The organism is Pseudoclavibacter sp. VKM Ac-2867 (assembly GCF_015351275.1).
Taxonomy (GTDB): Bacteria; Actinomycetota; Actinomycetes; order Actinomycetales; family Microbacteriaceae; genus Pseudoclavibacter.
The window spans coordinates 107,395-122,603 of record NZ_JADKSL010000001.1; the positions used below are offsets into that span (position 1 = coordinate 107,395).

The following is a 15,209-nucleotide window of genomic DNA, read 5'->3' on the forward strand; positions in this document are numbered from 1 at the left end:
CGCCTCGGCGCGGGGCGTCAGCTCAGCAAGCTCGGCGCGAGCAGCGCGAAGGCCGTGGCCGCCCAGGCGATGGGCAGAAGCACCCAATCGCCCGTGTCCGTGTGCAGGACGTGACGCTCGGTGCGTGTGCTCGCGAACCCGAAGGCGCGTGCATCCATCGACAGGGCGACCCGGTCGGCGTGCCGCAGAGCGCCCGCGAGCAGCGGAATGGCGACGTCCAGCTGGGAGCGCAGCCACGCGATCGGTCCGCGTCCGCGGTCGATGCCGCGCACGCGGCGAGCTGCTCGGATCACCTCGAGCTCCGACTGGAACCTCGGCACGAACCGGAACGCCGCCATCGCCGCGTAGCCGAAGCGGTAGGGCACACGGAGGTGCTGCACCAGGGAGCGCACGAAGTCGTCTCCGGCCGTGGCGATGCCGCCCACCAACGACAGCAGCACGATGGCGACGAGCCGCAGCGCCGTGCCGAGACCCGTCGCCCAGGCGGCGACCGTGAACGGGCGCCCGACGATCTCGAAGATGGTGGATGTCCCATCGAGCCCAACCGCCGCGAGCAGGGGAGCGGCACTCGACGTCTCCGCCGCAACGGTCGGGTCCACCCAGACGCCGAGCGTCACCGAGAGCACGGCCAGCACGACGGGAACGCCGACGATCAGCAGCAGCGTGCCGCGTCCCGACAGGCGAGTGCCGCTGAGGATGACCAGCCCGCATAGCAGGATCAGGAGCGCCGGGCTGAACGTGTCCCGCACGAGGAACATCGCGACGATGGCTGGCAGCGTCGCCGCGATCTTTACGAGCGGCGTGCGCCGGTGCAGCCACGGAAGGTGGTCCCGACGGGAGCGATCGACGCTCGGGCGCGAGACGAGGGCGTTTCCGGTGCCACTCATGAGGCACCGCGGTCGTGGATGTCCGGGTGGCGAGCGAGCGCGGCTTCCAGCTGCGAGATCGACGTGATCCCGCGCAGGTAGGAGTGCCGGTGCACACCGGCGAGCGCTCGTGGCAGCGGGGGGAGGCCGAGCCCCGCGGCCTCGAGCGCCCCGGATGCCACGACGCGGTCCACCTCGCCGTGCGCTGCCACCACGCCGCCGTCGAGGACAAGCAGGTGCGTGGCGAGCTCCGTGACGAGCTGCAGGTCGTGGGTGGCGAGCACGAGCGTCGCCCCGTCCCGGTGGAGCTCCCGCAGGAGGGCGACGAGCTCTTCCGCCCGCGCGCGGTCTTGCCCGAACGTCGGCTCATCCAGCACCAGCACGTCGGCACCGTCGAGGAGAGCGGCGGCCACCGTGAGCCTTCGCTTCTGTCCGCCCGAGAGGAGGAACGGATGCCGGTCTGCGTGCTCCGCGAGGCCGAAGCGCTTGAGCATGTCGTCGACGCGGGTCTGCGCATCCGCCGCCCCGCGCTCGATCTCGAAGGCGAGCTCCTCGCGCACGGTGTGGGTGAGGAACTGGTGCTCCGGGTTCTGGAAGACATAGCCGACGCGCGTGCGCAGCGCGCCCGCTCGCATGCGAGCCGTGTCCTGTCCGTCGAGAAGGACCGTGCCGCGCGGCGCCCGGCGGACTCCGGCGAGCGCCTGGAGCAGGATCGACTTGCCTGCGCCGTTGTGGCCGACGATGGCCGTGATCGAGCCGGGCTGGATGCTCAGCGAGACGGGGCCGAGCACGCGTGTGCGGCCCCGCGTGACCGTGAGCGCACGAGTCTCGAGCCGCGGAGCCCTCTCCCCGGCCAGGCTTGCGCTCGGCTCGGTGAGCGACCGCAGCGACAGCTCCCTGGCAGCGGCACCCGTTTCTGGCTCCGCAGAAGTCGTCGGCGTGCGTCGACGCGCGCCGCTGCCGCCGGTGCTGGGCGGCGATGCACGCTCCACACGCTCCCCACGCTCCCCACGCTCCCCACGCTCCCCACGCTCCACCCGCTCGAGACGCCGCGCGAGCTCGCTGCCGAGCAGGGGCAGGGGGCCGGGGCCGAGGTCCCAGCCTGCAGCCGTGAAGCACGCCGCAGCTTCGTGTGCGACCGGGAACCACACGCCGAGCTCGCGCAGCCGTGCAGCGTTCTGCCCGAAGACCTCGCGTGGTGTGCCGTCGAACGCGAGTCGCCCCTCGGCGTCGAGGACGATGACGCGCGTGGCGATGGTCAGGGCCTCGTCGAGGTCGTGCTCGATGAGCAGCAGGCCGTGCGTGCCCGCGCGCACGAGCTCGCCGAGGGCGAGGTAGATGGACTGCTTCGCGGCCTGGTCGAGGTTCGCGGTCGGCTCGTCGAGGACAAGCAGCGGCGAGCCCATGGCGAGGGCACTCGCGATAGCCAGCCGTTGCCGTCCCCCGCCGGACAGGATGTCGGGGGAGTCCTCGCGGCGGTCCCAGAGGCCGAGCTGGAGGAGCGCCCGTTCGACGCGCTCCTCGATCTCCGGCACGGGCAGCCGCAGGTTCTCAGGGCCGAAGGCGACCTCGTCGAAGACCTGCCCGGTGACGATCTGGGCATCCGCATCCTGGAACACCATAGCGACCTGCTGGCTGGCAGCTGCGACGCCGAGCTCGGCGACATCCTGCCACCCGGAGCCAGGTTCGGAGTCGGCGCTCGGGTCCGACTGCTGAGGAGAAGCGGGCTCCGGATCTGGCTCCGCTTCGGCGAGCAGGACGCGGCCAGCCACCTCGGCTCCGAGGGACTGGGGGATGAGCCCGTTGAGTGCTCTCGCGAGAGTCGACTTCCCGCAGCCGGACGGGCCGAGCAGCAGGACGGCCTCGCCGCGCGATATCGAGAAGGAGACGTCGTGGGGGCGCGCGGCCGGAGCGTCGAAGTGGGTGACGGAGAGGTGCTCGACTCGCAGGAGCGGGGTCGTCACCTGGCTGCTCTGCGGTCTTCGGCGAGGCGCAGGTCGCGGCCGATGCCCGCTCGTTCGAGCTGCTTCGCGAGCCATACGGCGATCATGGTGCAGAGCGGAGGCGAGATGAAGAAGCTGCCGATGAGCAGCACCGTGCCGAGCACGTCGTAGTCGCCGCCCCCGAGGATGCGGAACGCGGCCGCGGTCATGATGAGGCCGGCGAAGGCCGCACCCGCGAGGAACAGCCAGGCCTGCCAGCGCCGATACCGGGTGATGAGGAACGGCAGCTCCTGCAGGACGCCGATGCCGAGGCCGATGAGGAACGCCCCGAAGGCGATCGGCTGGAACGGGCTCGCGACGAGCCCGGCGAGGGCAGAGGTGATGAGGCCGACCCAAGGCCGACGGTAGAGCGCCTGGGCCAAGGCCCCCGGAATGAAGTAGAGGCCGATCGTGAGCCCGTAGACCAGCGGGAGCAGGTTCGAGACCGCGCCGCCGATGTAGGCGTTGACGGTGAACACCACGCCGCCGGCGACGCCGATCGCGGCACAGCTCATGAGCAGACGAGTGCTGACGGTTCTCATTGGGCTCCACGCCTTCCCTCAGCGGGATACGGTCCCGCTGGGCTCACGGGCTGACCCAAGTCTACAAAATGTAGAGCGAGTCGCGCGACAGGCCGCCGGGCTTGATAGCCTGGAGATTCGCGGATGCCTGGGTGACGCTCCCCATGGCACCACCGCGACAAGAATTGGAGCAGCACAATGCCAGGAACTCGCACTCGAGCGCGGGGTGAGCTCGAACTCGTCGTGCTCCGGCTCCTCTGGGCAGCGGCGGAACCCCTCACCGCGCGCGAGATCCAGGACCGCTTCCCGGGCCGGGTTCCCGCCTCCACGACCATTCTCACAGCCCTCGACCGGCTCAGGGCCAAGGGCGATGTCGCCCGTGTCGGCCACGAGCAGCGGGGCATCCGCTTCGCTGCCACGCAGAGCGAGGCGGAGCACGCGTCTCGAGCCATGCTCAACGCCCTCAAGACCATCGACGGCCGCGAGGCCGCACTGCTGAAGTTCGCCGGCAACCTCGACGCCCGCGACGCCGACCTGCTGCGTGCCGCCCTCCAGCACGCGCCTGCCGCGGCCTCCGAGGCCGCCACGGCCAGCTAGCCGGAGCCGGACTGGCCTTCACCATGGCTCCGAGAGGGCGTTCGGGCGTGCTGCCCGAGCGCGAGTGATCTCCGATGTGGATCATCCCTGCCCTCGTGTGCCTCGTGTTCGCGGTGTTCACGATGCTCGCCGCACCCTCGCTGCTGACGCGCGGCACCTGGCAGGTGCGACACCCGCAGCTCGCCCTCGGCCTCTGGCACGGGGCAGTCGTCGGCGGTTCGCTCGCCCTGCTCGCGGCCGTCGCCCTCTCGGTCGTCGCGGTGCTCACCTGGGAGCACGATGAGGGAAGCTGGCTGAGCGGATTCGAGATCGCACTCGCCTCCGTCTTCGCGAGCGCCGGCCTGATCGCGATGTTCGGCTGGGGCTTCATCATGACGCGCCGGTCCGGTCGCGCCTTCGCCGACGGCCGTCGCGCGAACGACGAGCTCCGAGACGCCGCGCGCGTGCTGTCCTACCGGGACGAGCGAATCGGCGGAGCGCTCGTGCGCTTCGTCGACTCGCCAGTGCCCCACGCTCTCGCGGCCGCGGGGCGTGCGCCGGTCGTCATCGTGTCGAGCGGCCTCGTGGAACTGCTGACGCGCGAGCAGCTCGAGGCCGTCGTGGCGCACGAGCGCTGCCACCTGATGCGCTTCCACGCCCTCGCGCAGCGCCTCGCGGAGGTCAACGAGGCCTGCCTGCCGCGGTACGCCGGCGCGAAGAACCTGTCGCGTGCGACGTCGCTGCTCATCGAGCTCATCGCCGACGACGCGGCCGCGAACGAGGCCGGTGCGGATGCACTCGCCGGTGCGCTCCAGGCGCTCGCGGGTGCCGGCGCCGAGGACGACGTGCTCGTGCAGCGCGCGCGGAGGCTCCGCACGCGGACCACCGGAGCAGCGCCGAGCCTCGACGCCTGAGCTCAGCGAGGCAGGGAGGGCTCTCAGCTCACGTCGATCGCTGGCGAAGCTGGACGCGCATCCAGGTGTTCGAATCCGTTCTGTGACGGGACGGACACGGCCGCGGGTGCTCGACGTGGGAGGCTTGGGTCATGCCTGACTCCACCCCGTTCGAAGAACCACGCCCGGGCTACGACGTCGCGCGCGACGCTGAGCCAGAGCGCGCGCTCACGCCGTCCCGGGTCTCGAGGCTGCGCAAGCTCACGATTCTGCTCGCCGTGATGATCGCAGCCGGCGCGCTCGCCAACTGGCAGCAGGAGGCCGAGTTCCGCTCAGCGAGCGTGCTGAGCTTCGCGGTCACGCTCGTCGTCGTCGTGGTCGGCTACGGTGCGATCTGGAAGCTGCTCGGCTCGCCGAGGCGGAAGCGCGCGGAGGGGGCCCGCACGGCGGGCAGCATCCTGTCGGTGCTTGCGGTCACGGGCCTGCTCCTCACCGGAGTGCTCGCCATCACCGGTGCGAGCCCGACGGGCACGGTGCAGCTGGTCGTGGGCCTCGGCACGGGCGTCGTCGGCGCGATCTGGCTGCACGCCGCCTGGCGCCGCCTCCCGGCTGAGCCGACGGGGCTCCTCGACTGATGCGCTCGCGCGCCGAATGTCGAAGCCCGCACCTACGCTTGGCCGCATGATCTCGTCAGCACGTGGCAGCGAGCTGTGGCAGCGGCTGCAGGGCATCGATGCCGAGCATCCCGCCGACTGGAGGCGTCCGGGGCCGTCGCCTCGCGCGCTGCGCACCGACATCGTCGTGGCGCTGGTCGCCGTCGCGCTCATGGCCTTCTCGAACTGGGCCGTGCTCGAGCTGCGCAAGGGCGCAGATCCGGCAGAGGTCGGCGCGATCCTCCACGATTCCGACCCCGCCTCGGCGCTGGTCGGCATGTTCCTCGTCCCCGCCATGTACGGGGTCGCCATCGCGCTTCGGCGCCGCTTCCCGTTGTGGATGCTCGTGCTCTGCACAGTTGCGTTCGTCTCGGCATTCGCCTTCACGTACCTCGACACGATCGTCACCCAGATCGGCTACTTCCTGGTGCTCTTCACCGCGGGAGCGTGGAGCAACCAGCGTGCCCTGGTGACGCTGCTCCGCATCGGGATCACGATCGGCATGATCGTGTGGGCGCTCGTCGACTCCCTCACTCGCGCCACGCTCGTGTTCTCGTTCTCGGATGGCAGCGACAGCGAGAACTGGATCACGAGCGTCTTCGGCGCCTACACCCTGCTCATCAACGTGCTGTACTTCATCGGCGCGTTCTGGTTCGGAAACTCCGACTTCAGGAGGGCTGGCCAGCGGGCGGCGCTCGAGGAGCGCACGCGCGAGCTCGAGGAGTACATGGCGGCGCTTGCCGACGAGCGTCGCCTCGTCGAGGAGCAGGCCATCCGCCTCGACCGCGTCCGCATCGCGCGGGAGCTCCACGACGTGGTCGCGCATCATGTCTCGCTCATGGGCCTGCAGGCAGCAGCAGCGCGCCGGACGGCGGAGACCTCGCCGGAGAAGTCCCAGCAGGCGCTCCTCGGCGTCGAGCAGAGCGCACGAGTCGCGATCGACGAGCTGCACTCGCTGCTGACGACGCTGCGCAGCGCTGACGCGGACGCGGACGCGGAGTCCGCCGACGGCGGCCAGCGCGAGAACGACGGTGCCTCCGGAGCGAAATCCGGCGCATCCGCCCCCTCGACGCACACGATCGAGCAGGTGCCAGCGCTCATCGAGGAGCTGCGCGGGGCCGGCATGCGAGTGGAGTTCAGCACCTTCGGCGAGCCCCGGCCGGTGTCGCCCCTGACCGGCATCGCCGTCTACCGGGTGCTGCAGGAGTCCCTCACGAACACGCGGAAGCACGCGGGTCCCGATGCGCCCGCCGACGTGCGACTCCGCTACCTCGAGCGCGGAGTCGAGCTCGACGTGACCGATGACGGACCAGCCTCCCTCGCGCATGCCGCGGCGTCGAGGGGCGCGAACGGCTCTGGCGGTCTGGGTCTCGTCGGCATGCGCGAGCGCGCCAGGGCCGCTGGCGGCGACCTCACGACGAGCAAGCGGGGCGGTGGCGGCTTCCGAGTGCTCCTCCGCGTCCCCTACGAGCGGCAGGGCTGACATCATGCGACCGTGTCCCAGCACCGATCGGCAAGCTCCCGGTAACCTCGCCCCGATACGGTCACGAGAACGACACCGCTCCGGCGGGTGCCAAAGGAGGCCAAGTGTCTGAGAAGATCCGCGTCGTGCTGGTCGACGATCACCAGCTCGTCCGCATGGGGTTCAAGCTCATTCTCGAGTCGGAGCCCGACATCGTCGTCGTCGGCGAGGCGACCGACGGCCGCGAAGCTGTCTCCGTCGTCGCCGAGCTCCGCCCCGACCTCGTCTGCATGGACGTGCAGATGCCGGTCCTCGACGGGATCGCCGCGACCCGCGAGATCATGCAGCTCGGAGGGGCCGTGCCGCGAGTGCTCATGCTGACGACCTTCCGCGACGAGGCCGCCGTCCGCGACTCGCTTCGCGCGGGGGCCAGCGGCTTCGTGCTCAAGAACTCCCCGCCGGAGACCTTGGTTGAGGCAGTGCGGGTCGTCCACTCCGGTGACGCGCTGCTCGACCCCCAGGTGACCCGCGGCGTGATCGCCGGCATGCTGCAGGACCCGGCAGAGGGCGCGCCGTTCCAGCCGGCGAATGCGCTCCAGGCCGTGCCAGCTTCGCAGTCCGCCGCCGAGCATCCCGCTCTCGCGAGCCTCACCGACCGGGAGGGGGAGGTGCTCGCCCTCATCGCGGAGGGCCTCAGCAACGCGGACATCGCGCAGCGGCTCTTCGTCTCCGAGGCGACCGTGAAGACGCACGTCTCGAACCTGCTCGCGAAGATCGGCGTGCGCGACCGCATCCACGCCGTGATCTTCGCCTACAACGTGGGAGTCGTCGCCCCCGTCGAATAGCGGCGGGTGTGCGCCGCCGGGTGCGCGGCATCGCGCAGCCGGGCTCGCCGGTTCCGTCGTGGTCGCCACCTCCTCACCCGAGCGGATGAACGCCGAGCGAGGGCAGTTCCGTCGCACGGCCGATCCCTCCTGCGGCCGATCTCCGTAGCGTTTCCATCAGGCCCAGAGGTGGACGGGCGCAGAGACGGTGCGGCGGACGTCGCGCGAGACAGGAGGGGTGATGCTCGAGATCCAGAACATCTCCAAGACCTACGGAGACCGCAAGGTGCTCGACGACGTGAGCTTCACGGTCGAGCCGGGCAAGCTCACGGGCTTCGTCGGCGGCAACGGGGCGGGGAAGACCACGACGATGCGCACGATCCTCGGCGTCGTCAAGCCGGACTCGGGCGTCGTGACCATCAGCGGCAGGCCCGTCGCCGTCACCGACCGTGCCCGCTTCGGATACATGCCAGAAGAGCGCGGCCTCTACCCGAAGATGAAGGTCAAGGAGCAGGTCACGTACTTCGCGGAGCTGCACGGCCTGAGCGCCAGGGAGGCTGCGAGCAACGCAGACCGCTTCCTGGAGGATCTGGGTCTGACGGAGCGGGCGGGCGACAACGTCGAAGACCTCTCGCTGGGCAATCAGCAGCGCGCGCAGATCGCGGCGTCCCTCGCGCATGAGCCCGAGATCCTCATCCTCGACGAGCCGTTCTCTGGGCTCGATCCGCTTGCCGTCGAGGTTGTCCTCGAGACGCTGCAGGGGTTCGCTGCTCGCGGAGTGCCCGTGCTCTTCTCGAGCCACCAGCTCGACGTGGTGGAGCGACTCAGCGACAACCTCGTCATCATCTCGGGCGGCGCCATCAGGGCGAGCGGCGACCGGAACGAGCTGCAGGAGCGGCACTCCGAGGGCATGCACCGCATCTCGCTCGCGGGCGACGCAGGCTGGCTGCGCGACGAGCCGGGCATCACGGTGCTCGAGTTCGACCGGGGAGATGCGATCTTCGTCGCTGACTCCGGCGAGACTGCGCAGCGCATTCTCCGCACCGCACTCGACCGGGGCCCCGTCTTCGGCTTCGGCCGCCACATCGTGAAGCTCTCCGACATCTACCGGGAGGTCGTCGCATGACAAGAACACAGGACACCAAGGCTCAGCAGCGGGGCGTCTCGACGCCGCCGCGACAGTTCGGCCTGAGCTCGGCGAAGGGCATCCAGCTCATCGCGAAGCGCGAGATCCTCGTGCAGGCCCGCTCGCGCGCCCAGCAGATCTCGTTCCTCGTCACGCTGCTGCTCGTCGCGGGCGGCATCGTCGCCGTCGCGCTCTTCGGCGACGCCATCGGGGGCGGCGCGACGAAGGTGGCGACCGTCTCGGGAACGCAGTCCGTGGCCGCAGCGGCCGGACTCGAGACGACGGAGGTCGCATCCGCTGAGGAGGCGGCCCGTCTCGTGACGGACGGCGACGTCGAGTACGCGGTGCTGACGCCGACGGACGCGCGCAGCCTCGAGCTCTTCACGGGCGACGGGCAGCCGGCAGGCGACCTCGGCGACGGGGCCTTCGTCCTCGTCGGTCTCGACGGCGTTCCGACCGAGGACTCCATGGCGCTCGCCCAGGTGCCGGCATCGTTCTCGCTGCAGGCGCCCGAGGTGAACCCCGCGCTCGGCTACATCATGGCCGTCGCGTTCGGTGTGCTCTACTTCATGGCCGCCATGGGCTACGCCTACACGATCGCGCAGAGCGTCGTCGAGGAGAAGCAGTCGCGCATCGTGGAGATCCTGCTCTCGACGGTCACGCCCCGCGTCATCATGGCGGGCAAGGTCATCGGCAACAGCGTGCTCGCGCTCATCCAGGTCGCCGCGATCCTTGCGGCTGCGGCGATAGCGCTCGCCGCGACGGGGCAGGGCGCGCTGTTCTCGCTCATCGGGCCCGGCTTCATCTGGTTCCTCGTGCTGTTCGTGTTCGGGTTCGTGCTCATCGCGACCCTCTACGCCGGCGCCTCCGCGATGGTCTCGAGGCAGGAGGAGGTGGGCAGCGTCACGACACCGCTCATGATGCTCATGCTCATCCCGTACATGCTCGTGATCCTGTTCAACAGCAACGCGCTGCTCATGACGATCCTCAGCTACATCCCCTTCTCGGCGACGATCGCGATGCCGCTCCGGGTAGTCCTCGGTCAGGCGGAGTGGTGGGAGCCGATCTTGGCGCTTGTGATCCTCATCGCGACGAGTGCCGTGTCGATCATGATCGGTGCCCGGATCTACGAGAACTCGATCCTGCGCATCGGCGGGCGCGTGAAGCTCAGCGACGCCCTCAAGGGGTAGCCGAGGTCTGAATCGCACCGGTTTCACCGACATCTCTGGCGGGTCAAGCTAACGCTTGGCCCGCTGAGTTGTATGAAGTGTGCAATTCGGGGGCTCGAGTGGCGCGTGATTGTCGTGCCCTCCCACTGGGAAATGGCGAGTGTCGGTGGCCCGTCTTAGCGTGGATGCACCCCCGAACGTTGCAAAGGAGCATCCGTGTCTGACATCAGCATCAACGATCCGGAACTCGACGAGCCTGTCGCTCTCGAGCAGAGCCGCATCGATGTCGGCTGGCTGTCGCAGCAGCTGCTCGGCACCTGGCCGGAAGAGCGGCTGCGCGCACGAGCGAACTCGGCCCGGCCCGAGCTCTGGCGCGATCCGGCTCTGGCCATGCCCGAGCATCGTGACCGCGTCATGGGCCAGCTGCGCATCCTGGTCGAGGAGGGGGCCGTCAACCTGGCCTTCCCGAAGCGGCTCGGCGGCGGCGAGAACCACGGCGGCAATATCGCTGCGTTCGAGGAGCTCGTGGTGGCAGACCCGAGCCTGCAGATCAAGGCGGGCGTCCAGTGGGGCCTGTTCGGCTCAGCCGTCATGCACCTGGGCACCGAGTACCACCACGACACGTTCCTTCCCGGCATCATGAGCCTCGAGGTGCCGGGCGTCTACGCCATGACCGAGACGGGCCACGGCTCGGATGTCGCCTCGATCGGCACGACCGCGAGCTACGACGAGGGCACGCAGGAGTGGGTCATCAACACCCCGTTCCGCGGGGCCTGGAAGGACTACCTCGGCAACGCGGCGCTGCACGGCAAGGCCGCGGTCGTCTTCGCGCAGCTCATCACGAAGAACGTCAAGCACGGCGTCCACGCCTTCTACGTACCCATTCGCGACGACGATGGCGGCTTCCTGCCCGGCGTCGGCGGTGAGGACGACGGCGTCAAGGGCGGCCTCAACGGCATCGACAACGGCCGACTTCACTTCACCGAGGTGCGGGTGCCTCGGCGCAATCTCCTCAACCGCTACGGCGACGTGGCCGAGGACGGCACGTACAGCTCGCCGATCGAGAGCCCTGGGCGTCGCTTCTTCACGATGCTCGGAACGCTCGTGCAGGGTCGCGTCTCGCTCGACGGCGCCTCGGTGGCCGCCTCGAAGGTCGCGCTCAAGATCGCGGTCACTTACGCGAACGAGCGCAGGCAGTTCGCGGGTGGCGATGGCGAGGAGACAGTTCTGCTCGACTACGGCATGCATCAGAAGCGGCTCATCCCGCGTCTCGCGACCACGTATGCGCTCAGCTTCGCGCACGAGAACCTCCTCAAGCAGTTCCACGGCGTCTTCTCCGGCGAGCTCGACACCCCCGAGAACCGGGAGGACCTCGAGACCCTCGCAGCGGCGCTCAAGCCGCTCTCGACCTGGCACGGCATCGATACCCTCCAGGAGGCCCGCGAGGCCTGCGGCGGTGCCGGCTTCCTCGCCGAGAACCGCGTCGCGCAGCTGCGCCACGACCTCGACATCTACACGACCTTCGAGGGCGACAACCACGTGCTGCTGCAGCTTGTCGGCAAGCGCCTGCTCAGCGACTACGCCGAGCAGTTCAAGGGTGCGGACCGGGGGCAGGTGACGCGCATCATCGCCGAGCAGACCGCCGAGCGCGTCTACTCGGGCTCCGGGCTCCGGGGTATCGGCCAGATCGTCCTCGACCGCGGCAGCCGCGCGCGGTCCGTCGGCTGGCTGCGCCAGCCCGCCACGCAGCACGAGCTGCTGACGGCGCGCGTCGAGACCCTCGTCTCCGAGATCGCCGCCAAGCTGCGCAACGCCAAGAAGCTGTCCAAGGCCGAGGCGGCCGCGCTCTTCAACCGCAACCAGCCGACGCTCATCGAAGCGGCCCGCGCGCACGGACAGCTCCTGCAGTGGGAGGCGTTCACCGACGCGATCACCACCATGCCGGAAGGCAAGACCCGCCAGGTGCTCACGTGGCTGCGAGATCTCTTCGGCCTGGGCCTCATCGAGGAGAACCTCGCCTGGTACCTCATGTCGGGTCGGCTCTCCGTACCCCGCGCGCAGGCCGTCTCCGCCTACAGGGAGCGCCTCATCGCGCGTCTGCGGCCGCATGCCGCTGACCTCGTCGATTCCTTCGGCTACGGGCCAGAGCACATCCGCGCCTCCATCGCCTCCGGCGCTGAGCGCGAGCGGCAAGACGAAGCCCGCGCCTACATGCGCGCGCAGCGAGAATCGGGCACCGCGCCGGTGGAAGAGAAGGCAATGCGTGCTGAGGAGAAGCTCAAGCAGCAGAAGGCGGGTGCCAACGCCTGACGGTCGCACGCCGAGTCGCGGCCGCCCGCCAACCTGAAGCGGCGGCCTGGGTCGAGGTGCGATACTCGGCGGAGCGTTTCCCGCGCCCCGTGAGTCGAGGAGAGCATCACCGCATGACCGTTGAACCCCGACGTGCCGTCGCGATCATCGGCAGCGGCCCGTCGGCCTGCTACACGGCGCAGGCGCTGCTCAAGCTGCGCCGCGACGTCGAGATCGTCATGTTCGAGCGACTGCCCGTGCCGTATGGGCTCATCCGCTACGGCGTCGCCCCGGACCACGTCGGCACGAAGGCCGTGACCCGGCAGTTCGATCGCCTGTTCACCCGCTCGGGTGTGCGCTTCCTCGGCAACGTCGAGGTGGGGCGGGACGTCGAGTTCGATGCCGTCCGCAGCGCGTTCGACGCGACGGTCGTCGCCACGGGACTGCACGCGGATGCGGAGCTGCCGCTTCCTGGCTTCGACGACGAGCGGGTCATCGGCGCGGGTCGGTTCATGCGCATCCTCAACCAGCATCCAGGCGACGAGATCTCGCTGCCGCAGCTGGGGAGTCGGGTCGCGGTCGTCGGGAACGGCAATGTCGCGATCGACGTCGTGCGCCTGCTCGCCAAGCACGAGACCGACTTCGAGGGCTCTGACGTGCACTCGCCGCTGCTCGCCGCTGCAGCTGGCGGTCTGCAGATCATCGAGGTGCTCGGGCGGGCAGGCATCGACGACGCCAAGTTCACGCCCTCCCTGCTCGCCGAGCTCGGGCGCATCGACGACGTCCGCGTCGAGGCCTTCGGTGTCGACGACAGCTCTTTGGCGGACACGTCGAATCGGTCCGCACAGGCTGTCGCCCTCGCTGGCCTCCTTGACCGACCGCAGCCGGAGAACCCGCGGGTCACGGTGCGCCTTCGGCTCGGTGTCGCGCCGGTGGCGCTCACGCGGGACGGCGAGATCCTCCGCCTGTCGCTCGCCGGACCGGGCGCGTCTGAGGCGCTCGCCGCCTCGACGAGCGCCGAGCCCGCATCCATCGACATCGACTCCGTCATCACGGCCGTCGGCTTCCACCGCGGCGACGCGCACCTCCTGCACGCGCTCCTCGGTCACGAAGACGATGTCTTCGCGGCGGGCTGGGCGAGACGGGGCCCCAAGGGCACCATCGCCGAGAGTCGCGCCGAGGGCCAGACGGTCGCGCGAGAGGTCGACGCGTGGCTCGCATCCGCGGCGCACGAACCGCACGATGAGCGGGCCGCGCTGCTCGAGCGGCTCGACGAGAGCGCCGTGAGCTTCGCCGAGTGGAGCACGATCGACGAGCACGAGCAGCGCCAGGCTGGCCCGGGGCGCGTGCGAGCCAAGGAGCAGAACACCGAGACGCTGCTGCGCATCGCACGCGGCCGAGCCGAGGCCGACTCCTCCGACGCGCACGCCGAGGCCGGTCGTGCGAGTGTCCAAGACCCCCACCCCGCAAGCAACACCTAGGAGCAGTAAATGAGCATTGTCATCCTCTACGGCACCGAGTCGGGCAACGCCGAGCTCGTCGCCGGTGACCTCGCCGACGCCATGCCGGACCGCGACGTCATGGTCGAGGACATGTCCGTCTTCGAGCCGGAAGAGCTCGAGGAAGGCACCTTCTACCTCTTCGTCTGCTCGACGCACGGCGACGGAGAGCTCCCGAGCGGTGCCCTGCCCTTCTGGGAGGAGCTCGACGCCATCCGTCCCGCGCTCGACGGGTACCGCTATGGCATGTTCGGGATGGGCGACACCACCTACTCGGACACCTACAGCCAGGGGAGCGAGCACATCGACCGGCTCATGACGGAGCTCGGCGCGCAGCGCGTCGGCGAGTACGGTCGCCACGACGCCAGCTCGCGCCAGACGGCGAGCGACGCGGCGCTCGCCTGGCTGCCGACGCTGCTCGCGGCGCTCGAAGCGGCCGGCATCGACGCGTAGCGCGCGCCCGACCAACCTTCCGCCGCCCATCACGCATCTGCGATGGGCGGCGGTGTGTGTCCGGCAGGTGCTGGGGGAGAGCGGCGGATGGCGGTTGAGAGCGAGAGCGACGTGACGGTGTCCGAGACTCCGGGGATCGCGGCGATGCTCTCCCAGACCTCTTTGATGCGCTCGACGGATCGCGCTTCGAGCAGGACGAATAGGTCGTAGTCGCCCGTCAGGATGTCGCACCTGGTGACCTCGGGGACCTGTGCCAGGGCGGCGAGCACGTCGGAGCCGCGCATGCGGTCGGAGCGGTACACGAACAGGACCGCCGAGATCGGGGTCTCCTGGCTGCCGGCGTCGTGTCCCCGAACCAGGGTGTAGCCCTCGATGACGCCGTCCCGCTCGAGTCGCTCGATGCGCTGCTTGACGGCGTTCCTGGAGAGCCGCACCTTGTTGCCGAGGGTCACCAGCGGCGTTCGCGCGTTCTTCGTGAGTTCGCGCAGCAACTGCGCGTCGATGTCGTCACGTGGTCGCATCGTCATTGTCTGCTCCCTCTTTGAGTGTGACATTAGCACTCTCGCGTGGTTATATGGCATGGGCGCGGGACGAGAATGACGCGATGGCGCGTCACAGGAGAGGAACACCATGGTTCTCAGCACGACGGTTCGAAGCAGGATCCGGATCTACTGGCCCGTGCGGCCCGAGACGTTCGCCGAGGTCGTCGCTGGCAACGCCGCGGTCTTCGCAGACAGTTCTGACGTGCGGCCCCTCAGGGACGCCCTCTCGTCGTTCCCGGAGGTCGGGGACTTCGGCGACTACAAGACGGTGACGGAGGTGTCGATCGGCTTCGAGGGCTTCACCGTCGGCCCAGGGGCTCAGCCGACGCTCGGATCCGCGGGAGAGCGCACCAT

14 protein-coding genes are annotated in these 15,209 nt (G+C 69.7%); 10 read left to right on the forward strand and 4 right to left on the reverse strand.

What is annotated here, in order from left to right; all coding sequences use genetic code 11:
• Positions 1 to 17: 17 nt before the first annotated feature.
• Genes ITJ67_RS00475 through ITJ67_RS00485 form a run of 3 tightly spaced genes read right to left on the reverse strand, consistent with a single transcriptional unit; the run spans position 18 to position 3,390 of the window.
• Positions 18 to 887 (reverse strand): energy-coupling factor transporter transmembrane component T, encoded by an 870-nt coding sequence (locus ITJ67_RS00475; RefSeq protein ID WP_194676390.1) that lies wholly within the window; start codon positions 885 to 887, stop codon positions 18 to 20.
• On the reverse strand, positions 884 to 2,830 hold the full coding sequence (locus ITJ67_RS00480) for an ABC transporter ATP-binding protein (RefSeq protein ID WP_323741340.1): 1,947 nt from the start codon (positions 2,828 to 2,830) through the stop codon (positions 884 to 886). Before ITJ67_RS00480 ends, ITJ67_RS00475 begins: the two co-directional genes overlap by 4 nt.
• Positions 2,827 to 3,390 carry an ECF transporter S component gene (locus ITJ67_RS00485; RefSeq protein WP_194676392.1) on the reverse strand — a complete coding sequence of 188 codons (564 nt, stop codon included), beginning with the start codon at positions 3,388 to 3,390 and terminating at the stop codon, positions 2,827 to 2,829. The genes ITJ67_RS00480 and ITJ67_RS00485 overlap by 4 nt, the downstream gene beginning before the upstream one ends.
• 177 nt (positions 3,391 to 3,567) lie before the next feature.
• Between ITJ67_RS00485 and ITJ67_RS00490 the strand changes: the two genes are divergently transcribed.
• From ITJ67_RS00490 to ITJ67_RS00535, 10 genes are all read left to right on the forward strand, one after another.
• A complete protein-coding gene (locus ITJ67_RS00490; protein WP_104240193.1) occupies positions 3,568 to 3,966 on the forward strand; it encodes a BlaI/MecI/CopY family transcriptional regulator in 399 nt (132 codons plus the stop codon).
• Between the two features lie 74 nt (positions 3,967 to 4,040).
• On the forward strand, positions 4,041 to 4,859 hold the full coding sequence (locus tag ITJ67_RS00495) for a M48 family metalloprotease (RefSeq protein WP_194676393.1): 819 nt from the start codon (positions 4,041 to 4,043) through the stop codon (positions 4,857 to 4,859).
• A gap of 131 nt (positions 4,860 to 4,990) precedes the next feature.
• Entirely contained in the window at positions 4,991 to 5,473 is a 483-nt protein-coding gene (locus ITJ67_RS00500) for a hypothetical protein (RefSeq protein WP_160075133.1), read from the forward strand.
• Positions 5,474 to 5,519: 46 nt separating this feature from the next.
• A complete protein-coding gene (locus tag ITJ67_RS00505) occupies positions 5,520 to 6,974 on the forward strand; it encodes a sensor histidine kinase (protein WP_194676394.1) in 1,455 nt (484 codons plus the stop codon).
• 104 nt (positions 6,975 to 7,078) lie between these two features.
• Positions 7,079 to 7,798: a response regulator gene (locus ITJ67_RS00510; protein ID WP_160075137.1), complete on the forward strand. Its 720-nt coding sequence runs from the start codon at positions 7,079 to 7,081 to the stop codon at positions 7,796 to 7,798.
• Between the two features lie 220 nt (positions 7,799 to 8,018).
• A complete protein-coding gene (locus ITJ67_RS00515; protein WP_104240198.1) occupies positions 8,019 to 8,903 on the forward strand; it encodes an ABC transporter ATP-binding protein in 885 nt (294 codons plus the stop codon).
• On the forward strand, positions 8,900 to 10,093 hold the full coding sequence (locus ITJ67_RS00520) for an ABC transporter permease (protein ID WP_160075139.1): 1,194 nt from the start codon (positions 8,900 to 8,902) through the stop codon (positions 10,091 to 10,093). Before ITJ67_RS00515 ends, ITJ67_RS00520 begins: the two co-directional genes overlap by 4 nt.
• 195 nt (positions 10,094 to 10,288) lie before the next feature.
• Positions 10,289 to 12,382 carry an acyl-CoA dehydrogenase gene (locus tag ITJ67_RS00525; RefSeq protein ID WP_194676395.1) on the forward strand — a complete coding sequence of 698 codons (2,094 nt, stop codon included), beginning with the start codon at positions 10,289 to 10,291 and terminating at the stop codon, positions 12,380 to 12,382.
• Between the two features lie 113 nt (positions 12,383 to 12,495).
• Complete coding sequence (locus tag ITJ67_RS00530; protein ID WP_194676396.1) at positions 12,496 to 13,842, forward strand: FAD-dependent oxidoreductase; 1,347 nt, start codon at positions 12,496 to 12,498, stop codon at positions 13,840 to 13,842.
• A 9-nt stretch (positions 13,843 to 13,851) separates the two neighbouring features.
• Complete coding sequence (locus ITJ67_RS00535; protein WP_104240202.1) at positions 13,852 to 14,313, forward strand: flavodoxin domain-containing protein; 462 nt, start codon at positions 13,852 to 13,854, stop codon at positions 14,311 to 14,313.
• Positions 14,314 to 14,342: 29 nt separating this feature from the next.
• Here the strand turns inward: ITJ67_RS00535 and ITJ67_RS00540 are convergent, their stop codons facing one another.
• The gene (locus ITJ67_RS00540; RefSeq protein WP_160075145.1) at positions 14,343 to 14,840 is read right to left on the reverse strand and encodes an Lrp/AsnC family transcriptional regulator; all 498 of its coding nucleotides are present in this window, start codon (positions 14,838 to 14,840) and stop codon (positions 14,343 to 14,345) included.
• Positions 14,841 to 15,209: the final 369 nt, after the last annotated feature.

Coding starts and splice junctions, on each gene's coding strand:
- ITJ67_RS00490 (WP_104240193.1), top strand. CDS start 3,568: ATGCCAGGAACTCGCACTCGAGCGCGGGGTGAGCTCGAACTCGTCGTG.
- ITJ67_RS00505 (WP_194676394.1), top strand. CDS start 5,520: ATGATCTCGTCAGCACGTGGCAGCGAGCTGTGGCAGCGGCTGCAGGGC.
- ITJ67_RS00515 (WP_104240198.1), top strand. CDS start 8,019: ATGCTCGAGATCCAGAACATCTCCAAGACCTACGGAGACCGCAAGGTG.
- ITJ67_RS00530 (WP_194676396.1), top strand. CDS start 12,496: ATGACCGTTGAACCCCGACGTGCCGTCGCGATCATCGGCAGCGGCCCG.
- ITJ67_RS00535 (WP_104240202.1), top strand. CDS start 13,852: ATGAGCATTGTCATCCTCTACGGCACCGAGTCGGGCAACGCCGAGCTC.
- ITJ67_RS00500 (WP_160075133.1), top strand. CDS start 4,991: ATGCCTGACTCCACCCCGTTCGAAGAACCACGCCCGGGCTACGACGTC.
- ITJ67_RS00475 (WP_194676390.1), bottom strand. CDS start 887: ATGAGTGGCACCGGAAACGCCCTCGTCTCGCGCCCGAGCGTCGATCGC.
- ITJ67_RS00485 (WP_194676392.1), bottom strand. CDS start 3,390: ATGAGAACCGTCAGCACTCGTCTGCTCATGAGCTGTGCCGCGATCGGC.
- ITJ67_RS00495 (WP_194676393.1), top strand. CDS start 4,041: ATGTGGATCATCCCTGCCCTCGTGTGCCTCGTGTTCGCGGTGTTCACG.
- ITJ67_RS00520 (WP_160075139.1), top strand. CDS start 8,900: ATGACAAGAACACAGGACACCAAGGCTCAGCAGCGGGGCGTCTCGACG.
- ITJ67_RS00540 (WP_160075145.1), bottom strand. CDS start 14,840: ATGACGATGCGACCACGTGACGACATCGACGCGCAGTTGCTGCGCGAA.